At 38.1% G+C, this 21745-nt stretch carries 20 protein-coding genes and 1 riboswitch; of the genes, 7 read left to right on the top strand and 13 right to left on the bottom strand.

Annotated features, from left to right (window positions below; genetic code table 11):
* Positions 1-338 precede the first annotated feature (338 nt).
* The 6 genes from ACQYAC_RS16350 to ACQYAC_RS16325 form a co-directional block, all read right to left on the bottom strand.
* Positions 339-1664 (bottom strand): NCS2 family permease, encoded by a 1326-nt coding sequence (locus ACQYAC_RS16350; protein ID WP_058015536.1) that lies wholly within the window; start codon positions 1662-1664, stop codon positions 339-341.
* Between the two features lie 144 nt (positions 1665-1808).
* Positions 1809-1910, bottom strand: a riboswitch (purine riboswitch).
* A 227-nt stretch (positions 1911-2137) separates the two neighbouring features.
* On the bottom strand, positions 2138-2689 hold the full coding sequence (locus tag ACQYAC_RS16345; protein WP_288160829.1) for a hypothetical protein: 552 nt from the start codon (positions 2687-2689) through the stop codon (positions 2138-2140).
* 20 nt (positions 2690-2709) lie between these two features.
* A complete protein-coding gene (locus ACQYAC_RS16340) occupies positions 2710-3513 on the bottom strand; it encodes a hypothetical protein (RefSeq protein WP_429943700.1) in 804 nt (267 codons plus the stop codon).
* A gap of 7 nt (positions 3514-3520) precedes the next feature.
* On the bottom strand, positions 3521-4273 hold the full coding sequence (locus ACQYAC_RS16335) for a S8 family serine peptidase (protein ID WP_429943699.1): 753 nt from the start codon (positions 4271-4273) through the stop codon (positions 3521-3523).
* Positions 4274-4343: 70 nt separating this feature from the next.
* Positions 4344-5195, bottom strand: a complete 852-nt coding sequence (locus tag ACQYAC_RS16330; protein WP_429943698.1) for a hypothetical protein — start codon at positions 5193-5195, stop codon at positions 4344-4346.
* Between the two features lie 1567 nt (positions 5196-6762).
* Positions 6763-7659: a LysR family transcriptional regulator gene (locus ACQYAC_RS16325; protein ID WP_429943697.1), complete on the bottom strand. Its 897-nt coding sequence runs from the start codon at positions 7657-7659 to the stop codon at positions 6763-6765.
* A gap of 101 nt (positions 7660-7760) precedes the next feature.
* On the opposite strand from ACQYAC_RS16325, the gene ACQYAC_RS16320 reads away from it, so the two are divergent.
* Complete coding sequence (locus ACQYAC_RS16320; RefSeq protein ID WP_429943696.1) at positions 7761-8948, top strand: MFS transporter; 1188 nt, start codon at positions 7761-7763, stop codon at positions 8946-8948.
* An 18-nt stretch (positions 8949-8966) separates the two neighbouring features.
* Here ACQYAC_RS16320 and ACQYAC_RS16315 read toward each other — a convergent pair whose 3' ends face one another.
* Positions 8967-10412, bottom strand: a complete 1446-nt coding sequence (locus ACQYAC_RS16315) for a DUF4179 domain-containing protein (protein WP_429943695.1) — start codon at positions 10410-10412, stop codon at positions 8967-8969.
* Positions 10381-10926 carry a sigma-70 family RNA polymerase sigma factor gene (locus tag ACQYAC_RS16310; protein ID WP_426973173.1) on the bottom strand — a complete coding sequence of 182 codons (546 nt, stop codon included), beginning with the start codon at positions 10924-10926 and terminating at the stop codon, positions 10381-10383. The genes ACQYAC_RS16315 and ACQYAC_RS16310 overlap by 32 nt, the downstream gene beginning before the upstream one ends.
* 179 nt (positions 10927-11105) lie before the next feature.
* On the opposite strand from ACQYAC_RS16310, the gene ACQYAC_RS16305 reads away from it, so the two are divergent.
* The 5 genes from ACQYAC_RS16305 to ACQYAC_RS16285 all read left to right on the top strand — a co-directional run bounded on the left by ACQYAC_RS16305 (position 11106) and on the right by ACQYAC_RS16285 (position 13593).
* Positions 11106-11291, top strand: coding sequence for a hypothetical protein (locus tag ACQYAC_RS16305; protein WP_012009130.1), 186 nt, complete (start codon positions 11106-11108; stop codon positions 11289-11291).
* 4 nt (positions 11292-11295) lie between these two features.
* Complete coding sequence (locus ACQYAC_RS16300) at positions 11296-11856, top strand: GNAT family N-acetyltransferase (RefSeq protein ID WP_429943694.1); 561 nt, start codon at positions 11296-11298, stop codon at positions 11854-11856.
* Positions 11857-11861: 5 nt separating this feature from the next.
* Positions 11862-12314, top strand: coding sequence for a LytTR family DNA-binding domain-containing protein (locus tag ACQYAC_RS16295; RefSeq protein ID WP_058015542.1), 453 nt, complete (start codon positions 11862-11864; stop codon positions 12312-12314).
* A gap of 5 nt (positions 12315-12319) precedes the next feature.
* Complete coding sequence (locus tag ACQYAC_RS16290) at positions 12320-12730, top strand: hypothetical protein (protein WP_111912118.1); 411 nt, start codon at positions 12320-12322, stop codon at positions 12728-12730.
* Positions 12731-12825: 95 nt separating this feature from the next.
* On the top strand, positions 12826-13593 hold the full coding sequence (locus tag ACQYAC_RS16285) for a CPBP family intramembrane glutamic endopeptidase (protein WP_429943693.1): 768 nt from the start codon (positions 12826-12828) through the stop codon (positions 13591-13593).
* 220 nt (positions 13594-13813) lie between these two features.
* On the opposite strand, the gene ACQYAC_RS16280 is transcribed toward ACQYAC_RS16285, so the two are convergent.
* Positions 13814-14386 (bottom strand): GNAT family N-acetyltransferase, encoded by a 573-nt coding sequence (locus tag ACQYAC_RS16280; RefSeq protein ID WP_350394226.1) that lies wholly within the window; start codon positions 14384-14386, stop codon positions 13814-13816.
* A gap of 17 nt (positions 14387-14403) precedes the next feature.
* A complete protein-coding gene (locus ACQYAC_RS16275; protein WP_429943692.1) occupies positions 14404-15276 on the bottom strand; it encodes an AraC family transcriptional regulator in 873 nt (290 codons plus the stop codon).
* Between the two features lie 247 nt (positions 15277-15523).
* Here ACQYAC_RS16275 and ACQYAC_RS16270 point away from each other — a divergent pair, with 247 nt between their 5' ends.
* A complete protein-coding gene (locus ACQYAC_RS16270; RefSeq protein WP_429943691.1) occupies positions 15524-16414 on the top strand; it encodes a helix-turn-helix domain-containing protein in 891 nt (296 codons plus the stop codon).
* A gap of 281 nt (positions 16415-16695) precedes the next feature.
* Here the strand turns inward: ACQYAC_RS16270 and guaA are convergent, their stop codons facing one another.
* From guaA to ACQYAC_RS16255, 3 genes are all read right to left on the bottom strand, one after another.
* On the bottom strand, positions 16696-18237 hold the full coding sequence (gene guaA, locus ACQYAC_RS16265; RefSeq protein ID WP_012009093.1) for a glutamine-hydrolyzing GMP synthase: 1542 nt from the start codon (positions 18235-18237) through the stop codon (positions 16696-16698).
* Between the two features lie 186 nt (positions 18238-18423).
* A complete protein-coding gene (locus tag ACQYAC_RS16260; RefSeq protein WP_429943690.1) occupies positions 18424-20628 on the bottom strand; it encodes a transglutaminase TgpA family protein in 2205 nt (734 codons plus the stop codon).
* Positions 20629-20637: 9 nt separating this feature from the next.
* Positions 20638-21723, bottom strand: a complete 1086-nt coding sequence (locus tag ACQYAC_RS16255; protein WP_429943689.1) for a DUF58 domain-containing protein — start codon at positions 21721-21723, stop codon at positions 20638-20640.
* Positions 21724-21745: the final 22 nt, after the last annotated feature.

Raw genomic sequence — 21745 nt, 5'->3', positions numbered from 1 at the left:
GAGTCTCTCTGTTCCGTCAAGATTCCTTGACGTTCATACGAATAGACGGATAAAGGGTAGCAGAGGTTTTAAAATGGCAAGAAAATTAGGCAAAACAAAAAAACAGCAGCTTGCATGAGCTGCTGTTTTTTTGTTGACAAAGGGCTAAAATGATCTTGATTTTAGCCCTTTGTCTTCTTTTCAGCGTGATAGAAAACCTTTGAAGTCTAGGAAGGGCGAGTACTGGCGCGGAGCGAATTTGACATTCGTGAGCACCGGTGCGCAGACCTGACAACGAATGCGAAGGTTTGTCTACACGCTGACAGCAGTTTCAATGAGTTGCTGTTTCAGGCGAACCATTAATGATTTAAGAAAGCAAAGTAGAGAATAAAGATCACAAACAATCCGTACATAATCGGATGTATTTCTTTGGCTTTCCCTTTAAAGATCATCGTAATCGGGTAGAAAATAAAGCCAACCGCAATCCCTGTTGCAATACTGTATGTGAGTGGCATCATAATCATCGTTAAGAACGCTGGTACGGCAATTTCAAAACGATCCCATGCAATCTTCGCAAGCGGAGCGACCATCAGTGCCCCCACAATGATTAAAGCAGGTGCTGTCACATTCTTTGTAACGATGGATAAAAGCGGCGAGAAGAACATCGCAAGCAAGAAGAAAATCCCTGTCACGACAGCTGCAAATCCAGAACGTGCACCAGCAGCAACACCTGAGCTAGATTCAACATAAGATGTTGTCGTCGATGTTCCGAGAATAGAACCTACAACGATTGAAGATGAATCCGCTAGAAGTGCTCTTCCTGCACGCGGCAGCTCATTATTTTTCATTAAACCAGCTTGGGTTGCAACAGCCACAAGCGTTCCTGCTGTATCAAAGAACCCAACGAATAAGAACGTTAAAATCACGACAAGCATTTGAATCGAGAAGATGTCTGGCAAGTGAATCAAGGCTTGTCCAAAGGTTGGAGATAAGCTTGGAATACTTCCCACAATTTGCGTCGGTACTGGGACAAGACCAACAATCATTCCTGCAATAGCTGTCACAAGCATCCCAATGAAGACACCTGCATTCACTCGCAGCACCATTAAAATGACAGTCACCACGATACCAAACACCGTTAATAAGACAGGACCACTATGAATGTTCCCAATGGAAACGAGCGTATTATCGTTATTGGCAATTATGCCAGAGCCTTGCAGACCGACAAACGTAATGAATAGACCAATACCTGCACCAACCGCCAGCTTTAGCTCAGCCGGAATGGCATTGATGATTTTTTCACGGAAACCTGTTAAAGAAAGGGCAACGAAAATCAATCCTGAAACAAATACACCAGAAAGTGCTGCTTCCCATGTGATGCCCATGCCAAGAACAACCGAAAAGGCGAAAAAGGCATTCAAGCCCATACCTGGGGCAATCGCAATTGGATACCTGGCAATCAGCCCCATCAGAATACACCCTGCGGCAGAGGCTAACGCCGTCGCAGTAAAGACAGCGCCCTGATCAATTCGTAATTTATCTGGAAAATCCGGTACCGACACTAAAGCAAGTGTGATCGGATTGACAAACAAAATGTAAGCCATCGACAAAAATGTGGTTAAACCACCGATGATTTCTCTGCGGTAATTCGTTCCTAACTCATCAAATTGAAAAAACTGTTTCAAGCCAACTGACTCCCTTCATGTCCTTTTGCTTTAGTCTGCCCCATTCACAAGTCAAATAAAAAACGCCCCAACAGTTTTGGGACGCTTGACTACATATGTGAATTCAGACGGTGACATAAAACAAGAACAATGCATGATTTATATCAAACGAGTGTGAATTGACGTAGTCAAGCTATTTACGGTAGCTTGGTAGAAACTTGCGGGCCATATCCCCGCTATTATACGACTTCTATCTATTTGATTTCTGTGTCTATTGTACCAACTTCATTTTTAAAACACAATACGAAAAGCGAACATTTTTCAAAGAAATGTCCGCTTCATTCGTCTTATTACACGAATTTGGAAAATCACATCTAGTTCTTGTTACTTCTTATCTAAATATTCGAAATTGCTAAGAAACATAGAGAAAGCATGAAAATATAAACTTTCTAACAGCAAAAAATCAAGTTATACTATTTCAAAAATTTAGCGCATCACTTTTTAATTAATTCAATACGGTACAATTTATCTTCATTAAAGAAAAATTCTAGGAGAAGCTGTTCATCTTTATCTTGATACTGAATACCTGTTTCATACCCTTCTACAAACCAAAGGTTTTTGTATTCTTTCCCATACATTTTTATTACATCCTGAAACGTATCAAAAATCTTAATACCTTTAGATGTTTTAATTTTTTGGTCTTGTGATTGGTTAGTAATGGAGATTATATTATCATCTTTATTAGATGTTACTAAAAAATCCTCATCCCCCTTTTTTGAATATACGAATTCATTATCAGATGAAAATTGATCACTTTTCTTAAGTATATGATTATCAATCTCTTGCCCAATTTTAAAACCGCCTAATGATTCGTCTTTAAGAGATACTGAATGAAAATTCACAAAAAATAATACATAAAGAACAATTATTATTGTTAAAAACAAGACACTTATTATTGAAATTAATTTCAAACTTAAAAACTTCTTAAAAAACATAAAAGAAATTAAAAATATTAATACTAAACCTGTAATAATAAAAACTCCCAAAATTCTGATCTTCCTCCTTGTTATTTACTAGGTGAGAACCAACCTGTATGTTTATGATAGAGTCTTGAATGCTTAGCAATATTAGGAGAACATTTTCCAGCTGTACTTTTATTCTTAGTCGAGCAGTAAGGGCTATTGGTATAATCTTTTAAACATTTAAAACTTCTAGCTAATGCTACATCACAATCACTTTGAAAAAAATTGATGTTTGCTTTAACAGGATGCTTCGTTTTACTGTAATATCTACCATCTCCAGTAAATCCATTAAACCTATTACAATGTACATATGCTCCACGCTTAGGTTTTTGTCCGTTTTTCAGTCCACCAATTTGTACTTCACCGTCTCCTTCTACCTGCTCTTCTATTGACTCTTCTTCGCCCCCCATATTCTTTATTATACCAGTTAAGTCAACATTTTCATAAATAACTGTTTCGTTTTTTTGTTTATTAATTTCAATTGACTTGGTCTTTACATCACTTGTAAGGATATTTTTAACAGACACATCAACATCTTCTGTATCATTTAGTTCAAAAACAGCTTCTCCATTAGAATCAGTTTTTGCTTTTTCACCATCAACTTCAATTTCCTCACCTTGATAAGTCACTACTCTTTCTAATTGTTTTAAATCTTCATTTAAGCTCCATCCACCATCAGTATAAGTTTTAATAACAGACTCTGGCATACTTTCTTCAATAGGTAGAATTTGCTTAACAACTTTTTTAACTTTTAATTCTACTCCATTTACTTCTTCTGCGTTTACATTTAGGGGTAAAAACAATCCTGATAAAAATATAATTAATATTAAAAAATTAAGTTTAGACATACATACTTCACCTCATATTTTTATAATTCGGTTGACCATAACCAATCTGTGAATCTCTTTCTGTTTTTCCTGCTAGAACTACTAATTTTTTATATAATTCAGTATTGTTTTTAATGAAAAAACAATTCTTCATATTAGCTATAAATGCTGTTAAAATAGCAGCTGAAACAGAAGTTCCCTCTATTTGCTCTCCATCTATATAACTTTTAATTTGAACAGGCATAACAAAATCTATATAACCATAATTTGAATTAATCCACTTTTCTCCTGTATCTTTTATGCCTCCAACACTGAAAACTTTTGTATTAGATGAGGGGTAGTTATTTTTTTTTAGACCTTGATTTCCAGAAGAGCTTACAAGTGCGACATTTTTGTTATACAGCTGCTCTAAGAGTTGATCAATCTTTAAATCTCCAGATTTTAAATAAAAACTCATATTAACAACATCATAGTCTTGACCAAGAATTGTTTTTAAATTTTCCCAAACCAAATCTTTCGAAATTTTTCCTTTTTCATCTGATATAACAAATAAGTCAATTTTAGTATTTTTTGTTGTGAGAGAACTTACAATTGACAATATCTCATCAGAATGTGTCTTGCTTTTTAGAGAAGTATCTAGATTTATTTCATCAGCATAATTAATTCCTTCTATACTATTAAGTGTATCTAGAATTGCAACTCTGATATAGTCCTCATTTTCACAACTAGGCATTTCAAGACTTTCAATCCCACCAACTTTTTGAGTTTTTTTTAACTTCACTAAATCTCTTTCATTAAAACTTAAATAGACGATACTACCAACAAATAATACAAATATAAAAAAAAATATTTTACTTTTTGATATCATAATTATTCATTAAATTATTTAAAAGTTTAGCACGAATATTATTATAGTTTTTACTGAAGTAAACATTTAATATCATTGATTTGTTTTTTTTCACATTATATAAATTTTTATTTACACTTTGAGTTTTGTATAAATATATAATTTGATGTTTACTACCGTGGTTATGCGATGATTCATGACTAATATTCGAATCATTCATATTATGTTTGTATTCACCTTGCTTCATTTCGGTGAAATCTATTCCATATTCATTATAACTAGAAAAAACTTCTTCATTTTCTCCAGTTATATCTAAATCTTCAGCTACTTTGTTTATTTGTTTCCCTTTCTCTAATTCACTTTCAAACTCCGAAAGTTGATTATGCTCTCCTTCAAAAACCTTTATTTTAGAAATCTTTGTCCCAAATGATTGTTTTTCCTCTTCCAAAAAATTCTCAATTTCTTCTTCTGTTATTAACTGAAATTTTTGAGCTAGGAATTTAACCTTAAGATATTCATCTACATATTCTTTTGTATCTTTGTCAGATAGGTTTTTTTTTGTAGAATCAGCTAATTTTATGTAAGGAAACTGAAGAATTCTATCTTTATCCGCTATTTCGCCCTTTTCTTTTATGAATTGCTGATCAATTAAACTAGAGTTGATAAGATTATCAACTGCTGTATCATAGGGTTTGCCTAGCAATTTTTTTTGAACATCTTTCATTGTTAATTCTTCCTCGCCTATTTTAGCTACCACTTGATTTTCTTTTTTATAATTTTTAAGTATCATCCCTCCTAAAATTAGAACAACTACTAATAAACACGCTTCAATAACATAATGAATTTTTTTAATCATACTAACCTCACATTTTTAAATCTACAATATCATCATTTTTTTGAAAAAACAACATTATTTGGGTAAATTTTAAATAAAATCTATATTATCTCACTTTGATTACTATGTATATTATCACGTATTACTTTAATAATCCGCTTAATAAAAATAAGGATTACAACAATATAATTTACCATCAATATTTTTATATTCAAGAAATCCCTCCAAAAAGAAAAGAGAATGACAAAAATAAAGGCTTGACTGAGGAATGAAGGAATTTTCTATTGTAAGGCATGCATGTGCAGAACAAAAAACATCGCATAGTGGATAAACAATCTTTTTCCAGTGACACATGCTGAAAGACTGACCTTAAAACAAGCAACTATCGAAAATACTGAGGACAAGCGCACATCTACTTATCAAAATGAAACCGCGTGCCACCAAAGTGGCATTAATACTAGGATTACAAATAAAATCAATGAAAACTGATATTTATTTCATTTATAAATCCGCATTCAGATTATGTTTCTTTTAACATTAATGAGCTTAGCTTAATTCGATTGATAAGCTTGACCAGCAAATGGAGAAATCAGCCCTTTTTTTCCTAGCAATAGACCTCTAAAAAAAGCATGTAAAAGATCTATTATCACAACATCTTAAATATAGAAAGCGGCGATAAAAGATCGTTTTTATATATGACAGATAGGTATTTCTCATAAAAAATAAGTTATTTGAACTCGAAAAAAGCTTGAAGCACATGATTATGTTAGGATTTCAAAATCGATGATTCTAAATACTCTTACCATCAATTCAATTCGTTATCTTTCTTGTTCTTGCAATTGTGTTGTTGAGAGAATTAAAAGTGAAAAATTGAATACTGATAATGTGTAGAAATTTTAAAAAAGGAAGGATGGGCACACTTGGACAAAAGAATGGTTTCAAACATGCAAAGAACATGAAATAAATCCTTGGGAATGGGATTTCAAGCAAAGTTACACAAAGAATCGGTCCCAAAGGATAAATCATCAATTGAGTGATATTAGATTATAAAAGTCTTAAACTCAAATAAATTGGAATATGTAATGTCACAAAAAAAGCTGATCCCAAAGCTGACTGTGATAACAAACCTTTTTATTTCAGCAATTACTTTGGTGCACTGATTATGAACCAAATTCTAAACCGCAACTTTATCTCGATCGTTAAAACTTGCTCTGTGGAAAAAATGAATTTCTTTATTATTACTTTCAATCATTCTAAAAAACAAACTTCTGATATCCATATCAATCATAAGTTTAAAAAATCCCCTACTGTCACCCAATGTAATGGAATTTCACTATTACCACATTAGTTGAGTTCGGGTCTTTATTTATTTTCTCAAGTTTATGAGATTTTACCACTTGAATTCTTTCAATAATTACGCTTCTAGAAAAAGTTCGTCGAACAATGTTTCCTTCTTCTTTTTAATTCTGTCAATTGATTCAAATACCAACTTCATTTTTAAAACACAATACGAAAAGCGAACATTTTTCAAAGAAATGTCCGCTTCATTCGTCTTATTACACGAATTTGGAAAATCACATCTAGTTCTTTATACATCCTTCTCCAAATCCTTCTCTTTTGCAAAAACTGCTTCGGCTACATGGAAAAACTCTTTCACTGCCGGAGAAGCTTGGGAGAGAGACGGACAGGCAAGCGCAACCTCACGGTGATGAGACACATTCAACTGACGAATATGCACAAGCTGCTGCGTTTTTAAAAACAGCTCAGGGCCTATCGTGACACCAAGCCCTTCCCCAACCATACGAGCAATGGTCGTACAATCGTGTACTTCAAATAAAGTAGCTGGCTTCAATTGAGCCTCAGAAAAAATATCCTCTACATGTGATTGATACATGCCAGTCGGCATAATAAATGGTTCATCCGCCAAATCTGTGATGTCTACAATGGACTGCTGGTGAAAACGATGATTTGGATGATAGGCGACCACCATCTCATCTTTGATCAGCGGCAGCAAGTCAAAGGCTTCATCTGCATGACCTTTCACAACAAAACCAACATCAATGATGCCAGAGTCTAGCCACTCCAATATTTCTTCATACGTTCCCTCATAAAATTTAAAATCGATTTTCGGATGCTTTTTCTGATAGCTCACAAGCAGCTTAGGCAATAAACAAGCTGATGCACTGGCAAAAGTTCCGATACGAATCAAGCCCGTTTCGATATTTTTCGTTAACGCAATTTCCTGCTGGATCTTCTCCACCCTATTTAATACTTCTCTAATATGCGGGAGAAGCGTTTGACCGATATCTGTCAGCATGATGCCCTTTTTTCGATCACGAATGAATAAGGACACACCCCACTCCGTTTCTAAACTCGCCACCGCATGACTCACCGCGGACTGCGTCATATTTAATGCTTCAGCTGCTGCGGTAAAACTGCCAAGCTCGACCACTTTTGCGATAATATCAAAGCGAACAAAGCTCATGAGTATTCACTCATCTCCTTCATGAAAAACATCAATTTTACTTATGTTAGCACGGAATTTAAACTAAATACAACGTATCAAATTGAAGGAAGGGTTCAAAAATGAAAAACACATCATATCAGCTATTGATTATTCTTTTAGCTGTCGGTTCATTCGTCACAGGCACGTCAGAATTCGTCGTGTCAGGCATTCTAGATATGATTTCTGTTGATTTAAATATCTCTATTCCTGCTGCCGGGCAGCTTATCACCATTTACTCTCTCTTTTATGCAGTAGGTGCTCTCTTTTTAGTCATGGCAACATCGAAATTGAACCGAAAAAAGGTTCTGTTATCGGCTATTTTTGTGTTTATTTTAGGCAATGTAGTCGCTTTTTTTAGCCATCACTTTGTGCTGCTCCTGCTATCCCGAGTCATCATGGCCATGAGTGGCGGCTTATATATTGTCGTCGCCACGAATTATGCAGCGCAGATCGCCCCTCCAGAAAAAAAGGGAAGCGCAATGGCAACGGTCATTACTGGTTTTACCGTTTCACTCGTACTTGGTGTCCCTATTGGCACATTTTTATCAGGTCATGTGGATTGGCATTATATTTTTCTCATCATTGCACTAGGTACTGCTTGTCTTTTACTACTGCTTTATCAATTACTGCCACGCATGGAGGGACATTCACATCTGCCATTGAAGCAACAATTACATCTCCTTCAAGATAGCAGAGTGATCAGCGGATTAGCCACGACCGTCTTTTGGATCTTAGGCTACACAATGGTATTCGCTTATATCTCGCCTTTATTACGACAGACTGCTGGCTTCTCTCTTGAAATGACAAGTATCGCCTTACTCATTTTAGGAATCGCTGCTTTTATAGGCTCACGATTTGGCGGCTTCGCCGTTGATCAATGGGGACCAAACCGAACCATCTCGATCAGCATCATGATCCAGATGCTCGCTCTCTTTGCCATATTCTTTACGCAATTCTCTACAATAAGCATCTTGATTACGCTTGCCATATGGGGCATCGCTACATGGACGACAACTCCAGCGAAGCAGTTTTACCTCATCTCTCTAAAACCCCAAGCATCAGAAACCGTGCTGAGTTTTAATACAGCGATTATGAATATCGGCATGATGCTCGGATCGTCAATGGGCGGTGTGATTATACAATATACAAATGTCACGAACTTAAGCTGGATTGGCGGTTTAGCCAGTTTTGTCGCATTCATGTTGATTCGGTACTCGTTCCATCGTCATCGGCTGGCCCAAAAGCAGGCAAAAAGCGAACATGTATAACCATGTTCGCTCTTTTATTTATTGACTAGCTTTTGATGTTTCTTTTTTGACTGGAATGGTTACCTTTATTTCTTTGTGCGGTGCCAACATATTCAGTTCTGACAAATCAAGATAAAGACCATATTCTTTAAAAGAAAAATGGTTTAATGATAAAGTCTCTAGATTCTTATCATCAAATTCAAAGGTGGATTGCATGGAAGCTGTCTTTAAATTCGTCACTTTCGCATGGTTCCCCTTCAAGTAATATCCGCTTTCATAGTCTGCTTGTGGATCGGGCCATGATTTCATCTTTTCAACATCGCCTAATCCAATGAATTCACCTATATTCTCCATCATATTCTGATCTAATTCTTTTTGATCTACTCCAGTAAATTGATAATCAACGATCACAGAACGGTCTTTTTGCTCTATCTTATTGATTTTGATTCCGATGCCATGGTGTTTTGTTTTGAACTGAACAGGCAGCTTTGTCTGAAGAGGAATAATGTGGCTGTATTCTCGTTCGTTTCTCACATCCGTGTAAAATGTCAATTCAGTCGCCTTTGGATTAATCGGTTGATTCAAAATCGTCAAATGATCTTTTCTAGTTTTGTCAGGAGTCAGTTGTTTCTTTCTTAAAACGGTTCCAATCTCAAGCTCATACTCATTCCCTAAATTATCTTTCATTCCATCTATACTGACTTTATCATCTTTGGCAAAACCATTGTAATCAATGACATATTGAATAGCAGAGCCATTCACTCCATTTTCTACCTTTACGTTTCTTATTTGATAACGTCCATTTAAAATAGACACGTCTTTTTGTCCCGCTAATAAAGTGGTTTTTTGCTTGACCACAGGTAACTTGAAGCGCCAATTCCCTACAATATCCCCAATCTTCGAAATAACAAGCGGTACTTGTTGACCTTGTTTGATCGTTTGTCCATTTGTATAGACTTCCGTCTGCCCAACATAGCGGCCATCTTTTAATTTTTTTAACTCTGTTTTATCAAAATTCAGTTGAAAATTTCCATCGATTTTTTCTGGATTCACTCTAAACGATACAACATCTTCTTTTGTATGGAAATTCTCCACAGTAAACGTATAAACAAGCCGCCCGGCATCATAGTACACACTGTTTACTTTCACAGTAACCCCTCTTGATTCAGCCCCCTCATTGACGTGCTTCACCAAATCACTCTGAAAAAGAGACATTCCTACTTTATCGTGAAACATCATATAAAACTGTCCAATAATCGGGACACGTGCCATCGCTGTATTAAGAGAAGGAAAAAGGAAGCCTGATGAAAAATAAAGAACGATTAGTATGATGACAGAATATATTGGCGTTCTCCAATTCCATGTGAACCAACGTCTTTTCTTTTCCGCTTTCACATCTCCTATTGCTTGGCGAATTGCAGAGGTTACTTCAACCTTTGGTACTTCAATCTCATCATAAAGCTTTTTCATTTCTTTTCGTTCCATCGACACTCTCCTCCTTTTCCAACGTTTGTTTTAATATCTTTCTTGCTCGATACAAATGAGTTTTGACCGTTCCTTCAGGCACACCCATCTGCTCAGAAATCATCGAAATTGAATAATCTTGAAAATAAAACAACTGAATGACGACCTGGTATTGCTCATCTAACACTTCAAGTGCATGTTTTAAATCGAGCTTGTCTTCCAAAAAATCATGGCGCTCAACGCTTTCGTGCTGCTGATCAAACGGAACAACATCTTGCTGCTTTTTCTTCATCGCAAAAATTGTATGAATCAAAATCCGCGTCAGCCAGCTAGAAAAATAAGCTGGTTCTTTCAAGCCAGATAGATGCTTAAACGCTTTAAAAACCGTCTCCTGAACAGCATCTAACGAATCCTCTTTATTTCTTGTGTAAAGAAAAGCCGTTTTATATAAACGCTCCTGATACATCAGCATTAATTTCTCAAATGCCGGAACATTCCCTTTTTGTGCTTTTTTAATTAGACGCACTTGCTTCATCTCACTCACACCTCCTACACCTGTTAGAGCAAGCTTTCTCTCAAACGGTTTCAACAAACGGAAATTTCTTTTACTTAGCATATGTCGGATAAAAATAGAGAAAGTGAAGATTGGAGTCGAAAGTGCAACTTGAACTTTTGATATAATGGAAGAAATATCTACAAAAAGGAGTATGTCGATTGTTTCGATTCGAAGAACCCACGTGTGCTAGCTGTCAGAAAAAGATAGAAGGAAACGAAGAAGTGTACGTTAAGCTGGTCTATCCAAAGAGAAAAGGAATGACAGAGGTGAAGGCTTGGCTGAGGAATGAAGGGGTTTTTTATTGTAAGGCATGTACAGAACAAAAGACATCACATGGAGGATAAACACATGAACAAAATGACCTTTCCGCAATCATTTCCAACAATTCATACCGAAAGACTAATCTTAAAACAAGCAACGATCGAAGACGCTGAGGATATGCATATCTATTTATCCAATGAAACCGTGTGCCGCTACATGGGCATTGATGCTCATAAATCCATCGAAGACACAAAAGGAGAAATCAAGTGGTATGACAATATCTTCAAAGAACAAACAGGCATCAGGTGGGGCATTTCTTTAAAAGAAGATCCTGCGATCATCGGCAGCTGCGGCTTTCTCAATCTAGAAAAACAGCACTACCGCACCGAAATTGGCTATGAATTACACCACGATCATTGGAGAAAAGGCATCATGAAGGAAGCGATTGCTGCGGTGTTACGATATGGATTTCAGGAGATGAACCTGAACCGGATTGAAGCCATCATTGATCCAGCAAACACGTCCTCTGTTCAATTATTGGAGAAGATTGACTTTGTACGAGAAGGTTTATTGAGAGAGTATGATCTTGGTCAGGATGGGTTTGATGATGTGTATATGTATGCGATTTTGAAGAAGGATTACGAATAAAACAAATGAAAACAGATATTCATTTCATTCAAAAGCCGCAATCAGAATATGTTTCTTTTCACATTTATGAGCTTAATTCGACGATTGAAAAGCTTGTCCAGCAAGTGGAGCAATCAGCCCCCTTCTTCCTAGCGAAAGATCCTGAGAAAGAAAAAACAAAAAAGATTTATTATTACGACATCTTATATATAGAAAGCGTCGATAAAAGATCGTTTTTGTATACGACAGATGGGGTGTTTCTTATAAAAGAAAAGTTATTTGAACTCGAAGAGCAACTTGAGGCGCATGACTATGTCAGGATTTCGAAATCGATGATTCTTAATATTGATTATATCACGTCTATTTCTCCTAAAACGAGCGGCCGTTTCGAAGCAAACCTGACAAATGGAGAAAAAGTGATGATTTCACGTTTTTATATTCAAGCATTAAAAGAGAAGCTTGGGTTACGGAGGAAGTGAACAGGATGAAACGTTATATCACAAATCTTTTGATCACATTTTGTATGATCTTTACTGCACTCGTATTGATTTACTGTTTCACGTTTGGAACGATGCCCATCTATATTTTACAAGCAATCATGTTCAGTTCCTTTTTTTCAAGCGCCCTAACCTTCTTGCTATATCCAAAACAAACGTACAGTCATAAACGGATTCTTTTTCAACAAATTCTATATATCGTCCTTGTGATGTGTATGATTATGACCACCATCATCATCGTCAGCGCTGAAATCAGTCTCCTTTCGTTCATCGTGAATTTCCTTGTGGTCATGGCATTATTCTTTTTGATGAAGTACCTATTGTATAAAAAAGATCAAGCAACTGCTGAGGAAATCAACGAACTTTTACAGCAGCGAAAGAAACGAACAACATCTTAAAGTGCATCTTAGGGCTAAATATTGACATGTTAGGAAGATTTAATTGTGACTTCTGCTTGATTCCACTATTCTGACGTTAGAGGAGGAATCAAAACATGAAACCAATCACAATCATTCGAAAATCAGTACTTCTACTGTTGTTTTCTTTAATCATCCCAACAAGTGCAGGTGTCTATATATCCATCAAAGAAGTAACAGATCCAACGAACATCTATCTCATCAATGGCTGTGCGATGCTGGCTGGGTGTCTTTTACTTCTATTCATTATTCAAAAAAGTCGTTTTCACTTGAAAGAAATAGGGTTTCGAAAAGGGTCTCTTGGTATGTGGATATTTCCCATCCTTATTATCGAGGCCATTCCATTTATTGCTGGATTAAATAAGGATCTAACCCTTTCTTCCTTTATAGCACTTTGTTTCTTCATGGTGTGTGTCGGTCTGTTTGAAGAAGGAATCTTTCGAGGCATCCTGTTCCAATATTTAAAACAGATCAATCTGAGTACCGCCATCTGGGGATCTGCCGTACTATTCGGCCTTGGTCATTCTGCTAATCTACTAAGCGGAAAAAGCCTCACATTAACAGTGGCACAAATCTTATTCGCCTTTTTATTTGGATTCGTTGCAGCTGAAATTGTGGCACTCACTAACAGCCTGCAATGGGTCGTCCTATGGCACGCGGTGCATAATATCGTGGATCAAATGACAACTGGACAAACGCCTATGGCAATGCAAATGCTTTTGCTTTCAATTCAATGTGTCATCTTGGTTGTTCTTGCGGTGATGTTGTGGAGAAGATTAAGAATGAAAAAAGGGAATCATCGTCCATACACATTCGGAACTGGTAGAAGGATGAACAGGAGATAGAAATTAAGAGCAAAGCAAATCGATCATCAAAAAATATCTGAAAACAATTTACATTTTATACTGGATTGAAAAATATGCTTCCAACGAATTGAAATAAACTATAATGAGCGAGCTCAATGTTCGCTTTTTTATTTTCTAAAAGAAGTTCCAAATACAGAAAAATTAGCTCATAACAAAAAGCTGATATCCTAAAGGCCATATCAGCATCATGTTTTCGTGCTTATTCACGCATGTAATCCTCTTTCAGCATGCTGTATATTTCTAAATCAACAACTCCTTTGCCGGACCATAAAACAGCTTGTCTAAGCAGTCCTTCTTTGATAAAACCATTTTTCAACAGGACTTTTTTTGATACTTCATTTGCTGGCATAACCTCCGCTTGAATTCTATTGATATCAATCTCTTCAAACAGAAAGGTCACAAGTGTAGAGACAGCTTCTGTTGCGATGCCCTTGCCCCAATGTTCCTCCGCCAAGAAATAGCCAATCGTCACCGCATTCACCTTTTGATTGAGATCCATTGTTTCAATAATGCCAACTAGCGTATGAGGATTATCTTTTTGAAAGATTCCCCATTTCACTCTGCTTTTCTTCGTATAATCTCGTTCAAAATGACCGATCATCTTTTTTACCGTTTGGAGGTTATGTTTGGGGATGATTCCACAATACTGAAAGACTGTGTCATTGTCGTAAATTGAAAATAACTCTGGCAAATGATGCTCTTCCACCTTTTTTAACAATAGATTCTTTGAAGCTAATACAGGAAAAGTTCCAAAAAGATCTTCTATTTTCATCTTTTGATCCCCTTTGTTTATTCCTCAATAGGAATATAGATTCTCATTTTGATATCGTTTGGTCCATTCGAATGTAAGACATCTGTTATTTCAAAATCTGGTCCACTCGTTCTTTCATAATTAGAATTTGGAAGCCAGCTACCATAGATATATCTCCTAGTGTTTTGCACCATTTCATGAGATCCACTCACTTTAAATTCTGCATACTTCCCCTCAGGAATCACTATTTTTACAAACCCTTCATTTAAATCTAGATCGGATTCCTCCACTTCTTCCCCTACCACAAACGAAAAACGGCCATCATCTTGAAAAGAAGTAGATATACCATAAGCCATATGAGGTGCTATTTTCTTTGGAATCTGTTGATAATATTCCTTTCTTCCAAAATCCATATAAAACAAAGGAATGTCCGTGAAATATTCCTCATTTTGAAGATTAGTTTGATACTCGTAACCAATGATATAAAAATTGCTTAATTGAGTCATGACAGGTTTATCCATATTGAATTCACTGTCTAGCTTAGATTGGTACGCTAAAAAATCAATTTTGTTTTGTCGCTTTAACATCACTTCCTCTTTTCGAAACCTGCCTGGTGTCACCCCAAAGAATTGTAAAAAAGCACGAGTAAACGCTTCTTGAGAACCATACTGGAAAGCAATCGCTATGTGTAAAATGTTCTGCTTTGTTTCTTTCAGTAACCTAGCAGCTTCAGAGAGCCTTCTATTTCTGATATACTCTTGCACAGAAAAACCTGTAATGGCTTGAAACAAACGCTGAAAATGAAACGCTGAAAAGCAGGATTTTGAGGAAATATCCTTTATACTTATATTGTTTTGGAGGTTCTCCTCAATAAACTCAATTGAATGCTGTATTCTCTCATAGTAATCCATTGTTTCTCCCCCCTCTACCTTTTATTTTATTACTTCCCTCCTCTTTTTTTTGATCATTTGTGCTAATTGTTTATTTTTTAATAGCCTTATACAAATAATTATTAAATTTCTCAAACAAAAAGTTTCCTTATTTATTTCTTAAAATGCTTGTTCCTCTATTCTTTGATATTGCAACATAGCACAAAAAGTCAAGTTTCCTAAAGAGTATTTCCGCTATACTAAACTCGTAAGGTAAGGAGGTGCTCGGTTGTCCTATCAAGAACATGAGAGAACGATTCAAGAAACATTAAATTATATTGAACAGCATCTGAAAGACGATTTACCGCTTCAAACTCTAGCGAAACACGCTGGTTATTCTAGGTTTCACTTTCACCGTATGTTCAAAAAAGTGATGAAGAAGTCAGTGGTTGATTATATACGGGTACGAAGGATGACCCAAGCGGCGAAGGATTTAATTCATACAGACCAACGGGCGATTGACATCGCATTGCAGTATCGATTTAGTTCACAGGAATCCTTCACTAGAGCTTTTAAGAAGATATATGACATGTCACCCGCACGTTATCGGAAATTATTAAGGAATGTAATTAATGAGGAGGAGGAAACAAATATGGCTGATCATCAGAACACACCTACTGGATGGATTATGGCGGGGGATACCCCATCTGACTATGAAACAGGTTTGGATAACAAAATTGTACACAGTGGGACTAACTCCGCTTATTTAAAATCAAAAGATAAAAAAGCTGGAGGTTTCGCAACATTGATGCAGCAAATTAAATCTGAGCGTTACCGAGGAGAACGGCTTCAATTTTCTGCTTTTGTTAAAAACGAAGATGTGAAAGGCTCAGCTGGTTTATGGATGAGGATTGACCACTCTTCAGGTGAAGTTCTAGCGTTTGACAATATGATGAACCGTCCTATTACAGGAACAAATGGATGGAATCATTTTAGTGTAGTACTAGATGTTCCAGTAAAAAGTGAAGTCATTGCGTTTGGCATATTACTACAAGGTCCAGGTCAAATTTGGATGGACGAACTTAGTTTTAAAATTGTAGATGAAAGTGTGCCAGTGACAGAACAAAATACTGTGGATCATTTAGAGGATGAACCAGTGAATTTAAATTTTGAAGGCTGACAGACTGAATTTAGGAGGAGGTTAATTGCCATGAAAAAAATTGGTGTGATTTTATTGTTCGCTGTGAATTCACTCACCTTTATTTGTGGCCTTGGATTTTTATTTGGTGAAGAGGATACCACATTAAAACAGAAGTAAAATCACATAAAGAAAAAACCCTACCGAAATTCTGGTAGGGTTTTTTGGTGGGGAACTGTATGTTTCAAAATAGTTTTATCTTTTTCACAAAAGGTTAAACCCTTATCCAACAACGGTCCAAGCACAAATATAGCAATAAAGTCCTATTCCCACTCAATCGTAGCAGGCGGCTTACTCGTAATATCATACACCACGCGGTTCACATGCTTCACTTCATTCACGATACGAGTAGAGATCTTTTCAAGTACATCCCAAGGGATTCTTGCCCAGTCACTCGTCATCCCATCAATCGAAGTAACAGCACGGATGCCGATTGTGTAGTCATATGTTCTTGCGTCACCCATGACACCTACGCTGCGGATGTCTGGGAGAACCGTGAAGTATTGCCAGATGTCGCGCTCAAGGCCGAAGTTGGCAATTTCTTCGCGTAGAATTGCATCCGATTCACGGACGATTTCTAGTTTTTCTTCAGAAATTTCACCTAGTACACGGATACCTAGTCCTGGACCTGGGAATGGCTGTCTCCAGACGATGTCGTCAGGAATGCCCAGCTCTGAACCTAAGGCACGGACTTCATCCTTGAATAGCGTGTTCAAAGGCTCAATCAATTCGAACTGCATGTCTTCTGGAAGACCACCTACGTTGTGGTGAGATTTGATTGTTTGTGCCGTTGCTGTTCCGCTCTCAATGATATCTGTGTAAAGTGTTCCTTGTGCTAAATAGTCGATTCCTTTTAGCTTGTCCGATTCATCATCGAATACATAGATGAATTCGTTACCGATGATTTTACGTTTTTGCTCAGGATCAGACACACCTTTTAGCTTGTTTAAGAAGCGATCTTTCGCATCTACTTTAATCACGTTCATGTTGAAACCTTCACTAAATGTTTTCATAACCCCTTCTGCTTCGCCTTTGCGAAGAAGACCGTGGTCAACGAAAATACATGTCAGCTGATCACCGATGGCTTTGTGAATCAATACCGCCACAACAGATGAATCTACACCACCGCTTAGTGCGCACAATACTTGTTTGTCGCCTACTGTTTCACGGATTTTCTGCATTTCGATTTCAATGAAGTTCTCCATTGACCATTTGCCATCGCAGTCACACACGCCGAAGACAAAGTTTTTCAATAGGTCATTTCCGTATTCAGAGTGACGAACCTCTGGGTGGAACTGAACGCCATAGAAATTCTTCTCAGCTAAGCTCATCGCTGAGTTTGGACAATGTGCACTTGTTGCATCAACTGTAAAGCCTTCTGGTACTTCAACAACGAGGTCACCATGGCTCATCCAAACGACTTGATCAGTCGGAAGGTCTTTGAATAAAGCAGGCGTTCCATTAATGTGGATATCTGCTTTTCCGTATTCACGCTGGCTAGCTGCTTCTACTTTCCCGCCTAAATAGTGAGTCATAAGCTGCATGCCGTAGCAAATGCCTAGAACCGGAATGTCTAGATCAAAAATCTTTTCATCACAGCGGAAAGATCCTTCATCATAAACACTGTTTGGTCCGCCAGAAAGGATGATTCCTTTAGGCGCCATTTCTTTAATTTCTTCAGCAGTTAAAGTGTGCGGATGAAGCTCACTGTACACACCAAATTCACGAATACGGCGTGTGATCAGCTGATTGTACTGACTGCCGAAATCTAGAACCAAAATCATTTCATTTACTAAATTTGTCATGGTGTCACCTCTATGTCCAATATAGTTTTTTATAAACGCACAGAAAAAATGAGAGGAGAAAACCTGCTCTCAGTGTGAATCACGCTTTTGAAGCGCCCAGACTCACATCCGAACGCTTCAATTTCATGTATTTTAGAAGGTTTTAATATTCACCTATTCTAACAACAGGAAGGTACGGGGTCAAGACTATCTCCTGTTTATTAAATTTTCCCATAACTTTGCGGATTGCCCCCAAAGCACCGACGCATCCTCTCGTCGATAGAGTGCCCGCTCATAGAGCTGCGTCAGCTCTGACATCCGATGATCTCCATCCTTGTCATCGATCAAAGAAGCGAATTCTCTTAGCGTCATGCCAGGTTTTTTCTCAATTCCCCTGCGCTTCAGCTGCTTTAATAGCGCAGCATACGCATAGAAGAATGCTTCCTCCTCTGGCAGACGTTTCACCTTTCTCACAATAAAGAATGGCAGCCATCTTGCTCTGAATCGATAAAGCATCCAGCTTATCAAGCCTAGAAGGATCATAGCTCCTGCCGCAAAACCCAGGATTGAACCAACATGTACCATATTAGGCTTCGCTTGCGCTGTTTGTTTCTTTGGTTCAGCGGTCTGCGCTGTCTCCTGCTGCTGCGGCTGTTCGGCCTGCTGATCTTCGCTTGCATCGGAGCTAGACTGATCTTCTTCCTTTTGATCATCATCTGCTTGATCACTTGAAGCCGATTCATTTGTAAAGGTCTCTGGGTTCGTAAAACCTTTTGTCGGTTCGAAGGTCACCCAGCCTCTATTTGGAAAATACACCTCTACCCATGAATGCGCATTGTTATTGGTCACTTCATACACATTATTTCCATCCATCTGTGTTTCATATAATTGACCTGACGTGTACCCTTTCACCCATCTCGCCGGAATCCCAATGGAACGAAGCAGTACAATCATAGAGGTTGAAAAGTTATCACAGTAGCCGATCATCGTATCAAACAAAAATTGATCCACATAATCTTCTTGACGACTAGGCACAGCAACATTTTGCGTTTCATATGAAAACTTCGCAGACCCTAAGTAATCCTCAATCGCTTTAGCCTTATCGTACATATTATCCTTCGTTTCCGTTAAGCTGTTTGCCAATGTTTTCACACGCTCTGGCAATGAGGAAGGAAGCTGTAAGTATTCACGGCCAACCTCCTGATTGACCTGCTTCTTTGTCGGTACTTTGATTCTCTGCAAATCCTCAAGGATAAATGTAGGAGACAAAAAGGTGACTTGGTAGTTCCCTAAATTTTTCGGCGGATTTTGAATGGATGGGACGATTTTCTCCGTTTTCCCCATCATTTGCAGCGGAATGTTTTCCATTGGCGTCAGTGTGATTGTCCCAATCGGATAGACGGCATGATTAAAACGATAATTCGATTCCATATCGACTCTCGTTTCGTGCATCTCTGTTTTTACACGCTCGGTAAACCAGCGATTCGGTACACTGTCCTCTTTTAGCCGCGTAGGTTTCGTATCATTTGAGGCATCCTCCCAGCCCTTTCCGGTGTAGATGCTCTTTGTTTCGACACGAAAGTAGGAGGGTTCCTTACCGCTCCATTTAAAGACCGGTGTGCGGTCCTCACTAAATGGTCCGCCAAGCGATGAATCATCTGTACTATATCCCACCTTATTCTGTCCGGCAGAGCCATCTTGATTCGTCACCGCCTTAAAAAATGGGACAGGATCAGGCCATTTCGGATCAGACTTTGGTAAAGAAGCGCCGAGTGTCGCTGACAGAAGAACAAGCGCCAGCATGGGCAAAAACCACTTTAGTCGCGCCTTCTGTGATACCCGAATGCCTTCAGTCGAACGCAGTCGATCGAAATACAGCAACCCAAGCAAACAAAAACCAAACACCATAATACGAACGATCGCAAAGGTTGCATCATATGGCGTAAACGTATCCAGAATCGTGACATACACAATCGTCATAAGTAAAAAGAAAAAGATGCGCTGCTGATAGACCACCCAATAATGAAGCAAGTAGACAAGCAGCCATAGCAAAATATAAAACAACAATGTGCGGAAGGAGGGATACATGTCACTCCACATGCCTGTGCTCATCAAGGTGATATTATCTTTGATATCAGCAAATAATGGAGCCGGATAGCTTGGCTCTGCTTGATAAAAGATCAAATATAAGGCGAGCAAAATCAAGCCAGTACAAATAGGAAACGTCACATACCACTTCAAACGAAAGAATGTAAACAAACATGTAAGCCCTATAAAAATGATGAAATAAGACGTATGACTCGTCTCTGTAAAATCTTGAAGCGGTCGAAGCCACTCCCAAAGCAGCAGGAATGCTACAGCATAATAGATGAACAACTCAAAACGGCTTTGCCGCTGATGCGTATGCAGCATAAATGTTTGTCACCTCACAGTTCTTTCGTGCAGCCGGTCTTCAAATAAAACGGTCGTGCGTATTCCAGATGCCTTGAGCCGGTCTACAAGCTGTTTTTCTTTTGTCGATAATCGATCCTCGGCTCTCTTCACTAAAAGAACAGTGATGTTCTTTCTGTTTCGATTTCCAAAGAGGCTCGTAGCAAGCTCTTCATGCAGATGACCCGTAATGACATATTTTCCAGCGTCTTGGTACTCACTCGCTGCGAACGCTTTATATTCGAGTACGCGAGAAGAATGATGCTGCACCCTTGTTAAAAAGTAAAGCATGTCCTGCAAATGAGATTCCCCTTGATCCACTCGAAAGACACGCTGATCACCAAGTGGGACAAGGCCTGCCGGAACCCCTTTTTTCACTGCCGATTGGAGGACAGACGCTGCAATAGACACGACGGTCTCAAAAACCGCTTCATCGGTAAAATCAGCAAACACGACAAGATCCTTTGTTTGATTCTGTTCAAACTCCTTCGTCATCAACTGGCCTCTTCTAGCTGTCGTCTTCCAGTCCACCCAGGCAAAACGGTCGCCTTGCTGATATTCCCTTACACCTGTTGTCACATGGGTCGGTTCATTTAACCACGAGTGAACCGCTTTGCCTCCATTTTCATTCAATGACTCAGCAGACTCCACCTGAAGATCGAGCATTTTCGGATAAACAAGCAGCTTTTTTTCTAACGGGATGATGACTTCTTTCTCCACAAAACCAAACATATCACCCGTTTTGATTCGAACTGCTGACAAATGATGTTCCCCGCGCATGACATCATTCAATTGATAGGAAAAACGCCACGTTTTCCGAAACCAAGGAAACAGTATTTGCTTCATTTCAATTTGTTCCTGTAAATGAAAGGTGTCTGGCGGATCATCCTCAATCAAGACGTAAACGTATGGAAATAGATTTGTCCGCTTGATTTCAAGGTCAACAGGCAGCACGTCTCCCGCCTTCAAGTGAGTTTGTTGTAATGTCCTTTTCGCAGTCACTCTCAGCGGAACAAGCGCAAACAGCAAAGCATACAATGCATATGGTAAAAATGCATAAAAAAGGAACCAACTCACAAACCCTCCCTGAAACATGGCA

This window comes from Bacillus sp. MM09(2025) (assembly GCF_050496725.1).
Classification (GTDB): domain Bacteria; phylum Bacillota; class Bacilli; order Bacillales; family Bacillaceae; genus Bacillus; species Bacillus pumilus.
Note: the sequence above shows the minus strand (reverse complement) of the source record. Positions and strands in the feature narration are given on the sequence as shown.

What these genes read in the sequence shown, in the direction of transcription:
- ACQYAC_RS16300 (WP_429943694.1), top strand. Translation starts at nt 11,296, where the DNA reads ATGAACAAAATGACCTTTCCGCAATCATTTCCAACAATTCATACCGAA.
- guaA (WP_012009093.1), bottom strand. Translation starts at nt 18,237, where the DNA reads ATGACAAATTTAGTAAATGAAATGATTTTGGTTCTAGATTTCGGCAGT.
- ACQYAC_RS16290 (WP_111912118.1), top strand. Translation starts at nt 12,320, where the DNA reads ATGAAACGTTATATCACAAATCTTTTGATCACATTTTGTATGATCTTT.
- ACQYAC_RS16295 (WP_058015542.1), top strand. Translation starts at nt 11,862, where the DNA reads ATGAAAACAGATATTCATTTCATTCAAAAGCCGCAATCAGAATATGTT.
- ACQYAC_RS16325 (WP_429943697.1), bottom strand. Translation starts at nt 7,659, where the DNA reads ATGAGCTTTGTTCGCTTTGATATTATCGCAAAAGTGGTCGAGCTTGGC.
- ACQYAC_RS16260 (WP_429943690.1), bottom strand. Translation starts at nt 20,628, where the DNA reads ATGCTGCATACGCATCAGCGGCAAAGCCGTTTTGAGTTGTTCATCTAT.
- ACQYAC_RS16320 (WP_429943696.1), top strand. Translation starts at nt 7,761, where the DNA reads ATGAAAAACACATCATATCAGCTATTGATTATTCTTTTAGCTGTCGGT.
- ACQYAC_RS16280 (WP_350394226.1), bottom strand. Translation starts at nt 14,386, where the DNA reads ATGAAAATAGAAGATCTTTTTGGAACTTTTCCTGTATTAGCTTCAAAG.
- ACQYAC_RS16330 (WP_429943698.1), bottom strand. Translation starts at nt 5,195, where the DNA reads ATGATTAAAAAAATTCATTATGTTATTGAAGCGTGTTTATTAGTAGTT.
- ACQYAC_RS16285 (WP_429943693.1), top strand. Translation starts at nt 12,826, where the DNA reads ATGAAACCAATCACAATCATTCGAAAATCAGTACTTCTACTGTTGTTT.
- ACQYAC_RS16340 (WP_429943700.1), bottom strand. Translation starts at nt 3,513, where the DNA reads ATGTCTAAACTTAATTTTTTAATATTAATTATATTTTTATCAGGATTG.
- ACQYAC_RS16315 (WP_429943695.1), bottom strand. Translation starts at nt 10,412, where the DNA reads ATGGAACGAAAAGAAATGAAAAAGCTTTATGATGAGATTGAAGTACCA.
- ACQYAC_RS16310 (WP_426973173.1), bottom strand. Translation starts at nt 10,926, where the DNA reads ATGAAGCAAGTGCGTCTAATTAAAAAAGCACAAAAAGGGAATGTTCCG.
- ACQYAC_RS16275 (WP_429943692.1), bottom strand. Translation starts at nt 15,276, where the DNA reads ATGGATTACTATGAGAGAATACAGCATTCAATTGAGTTTATTGAGGAG.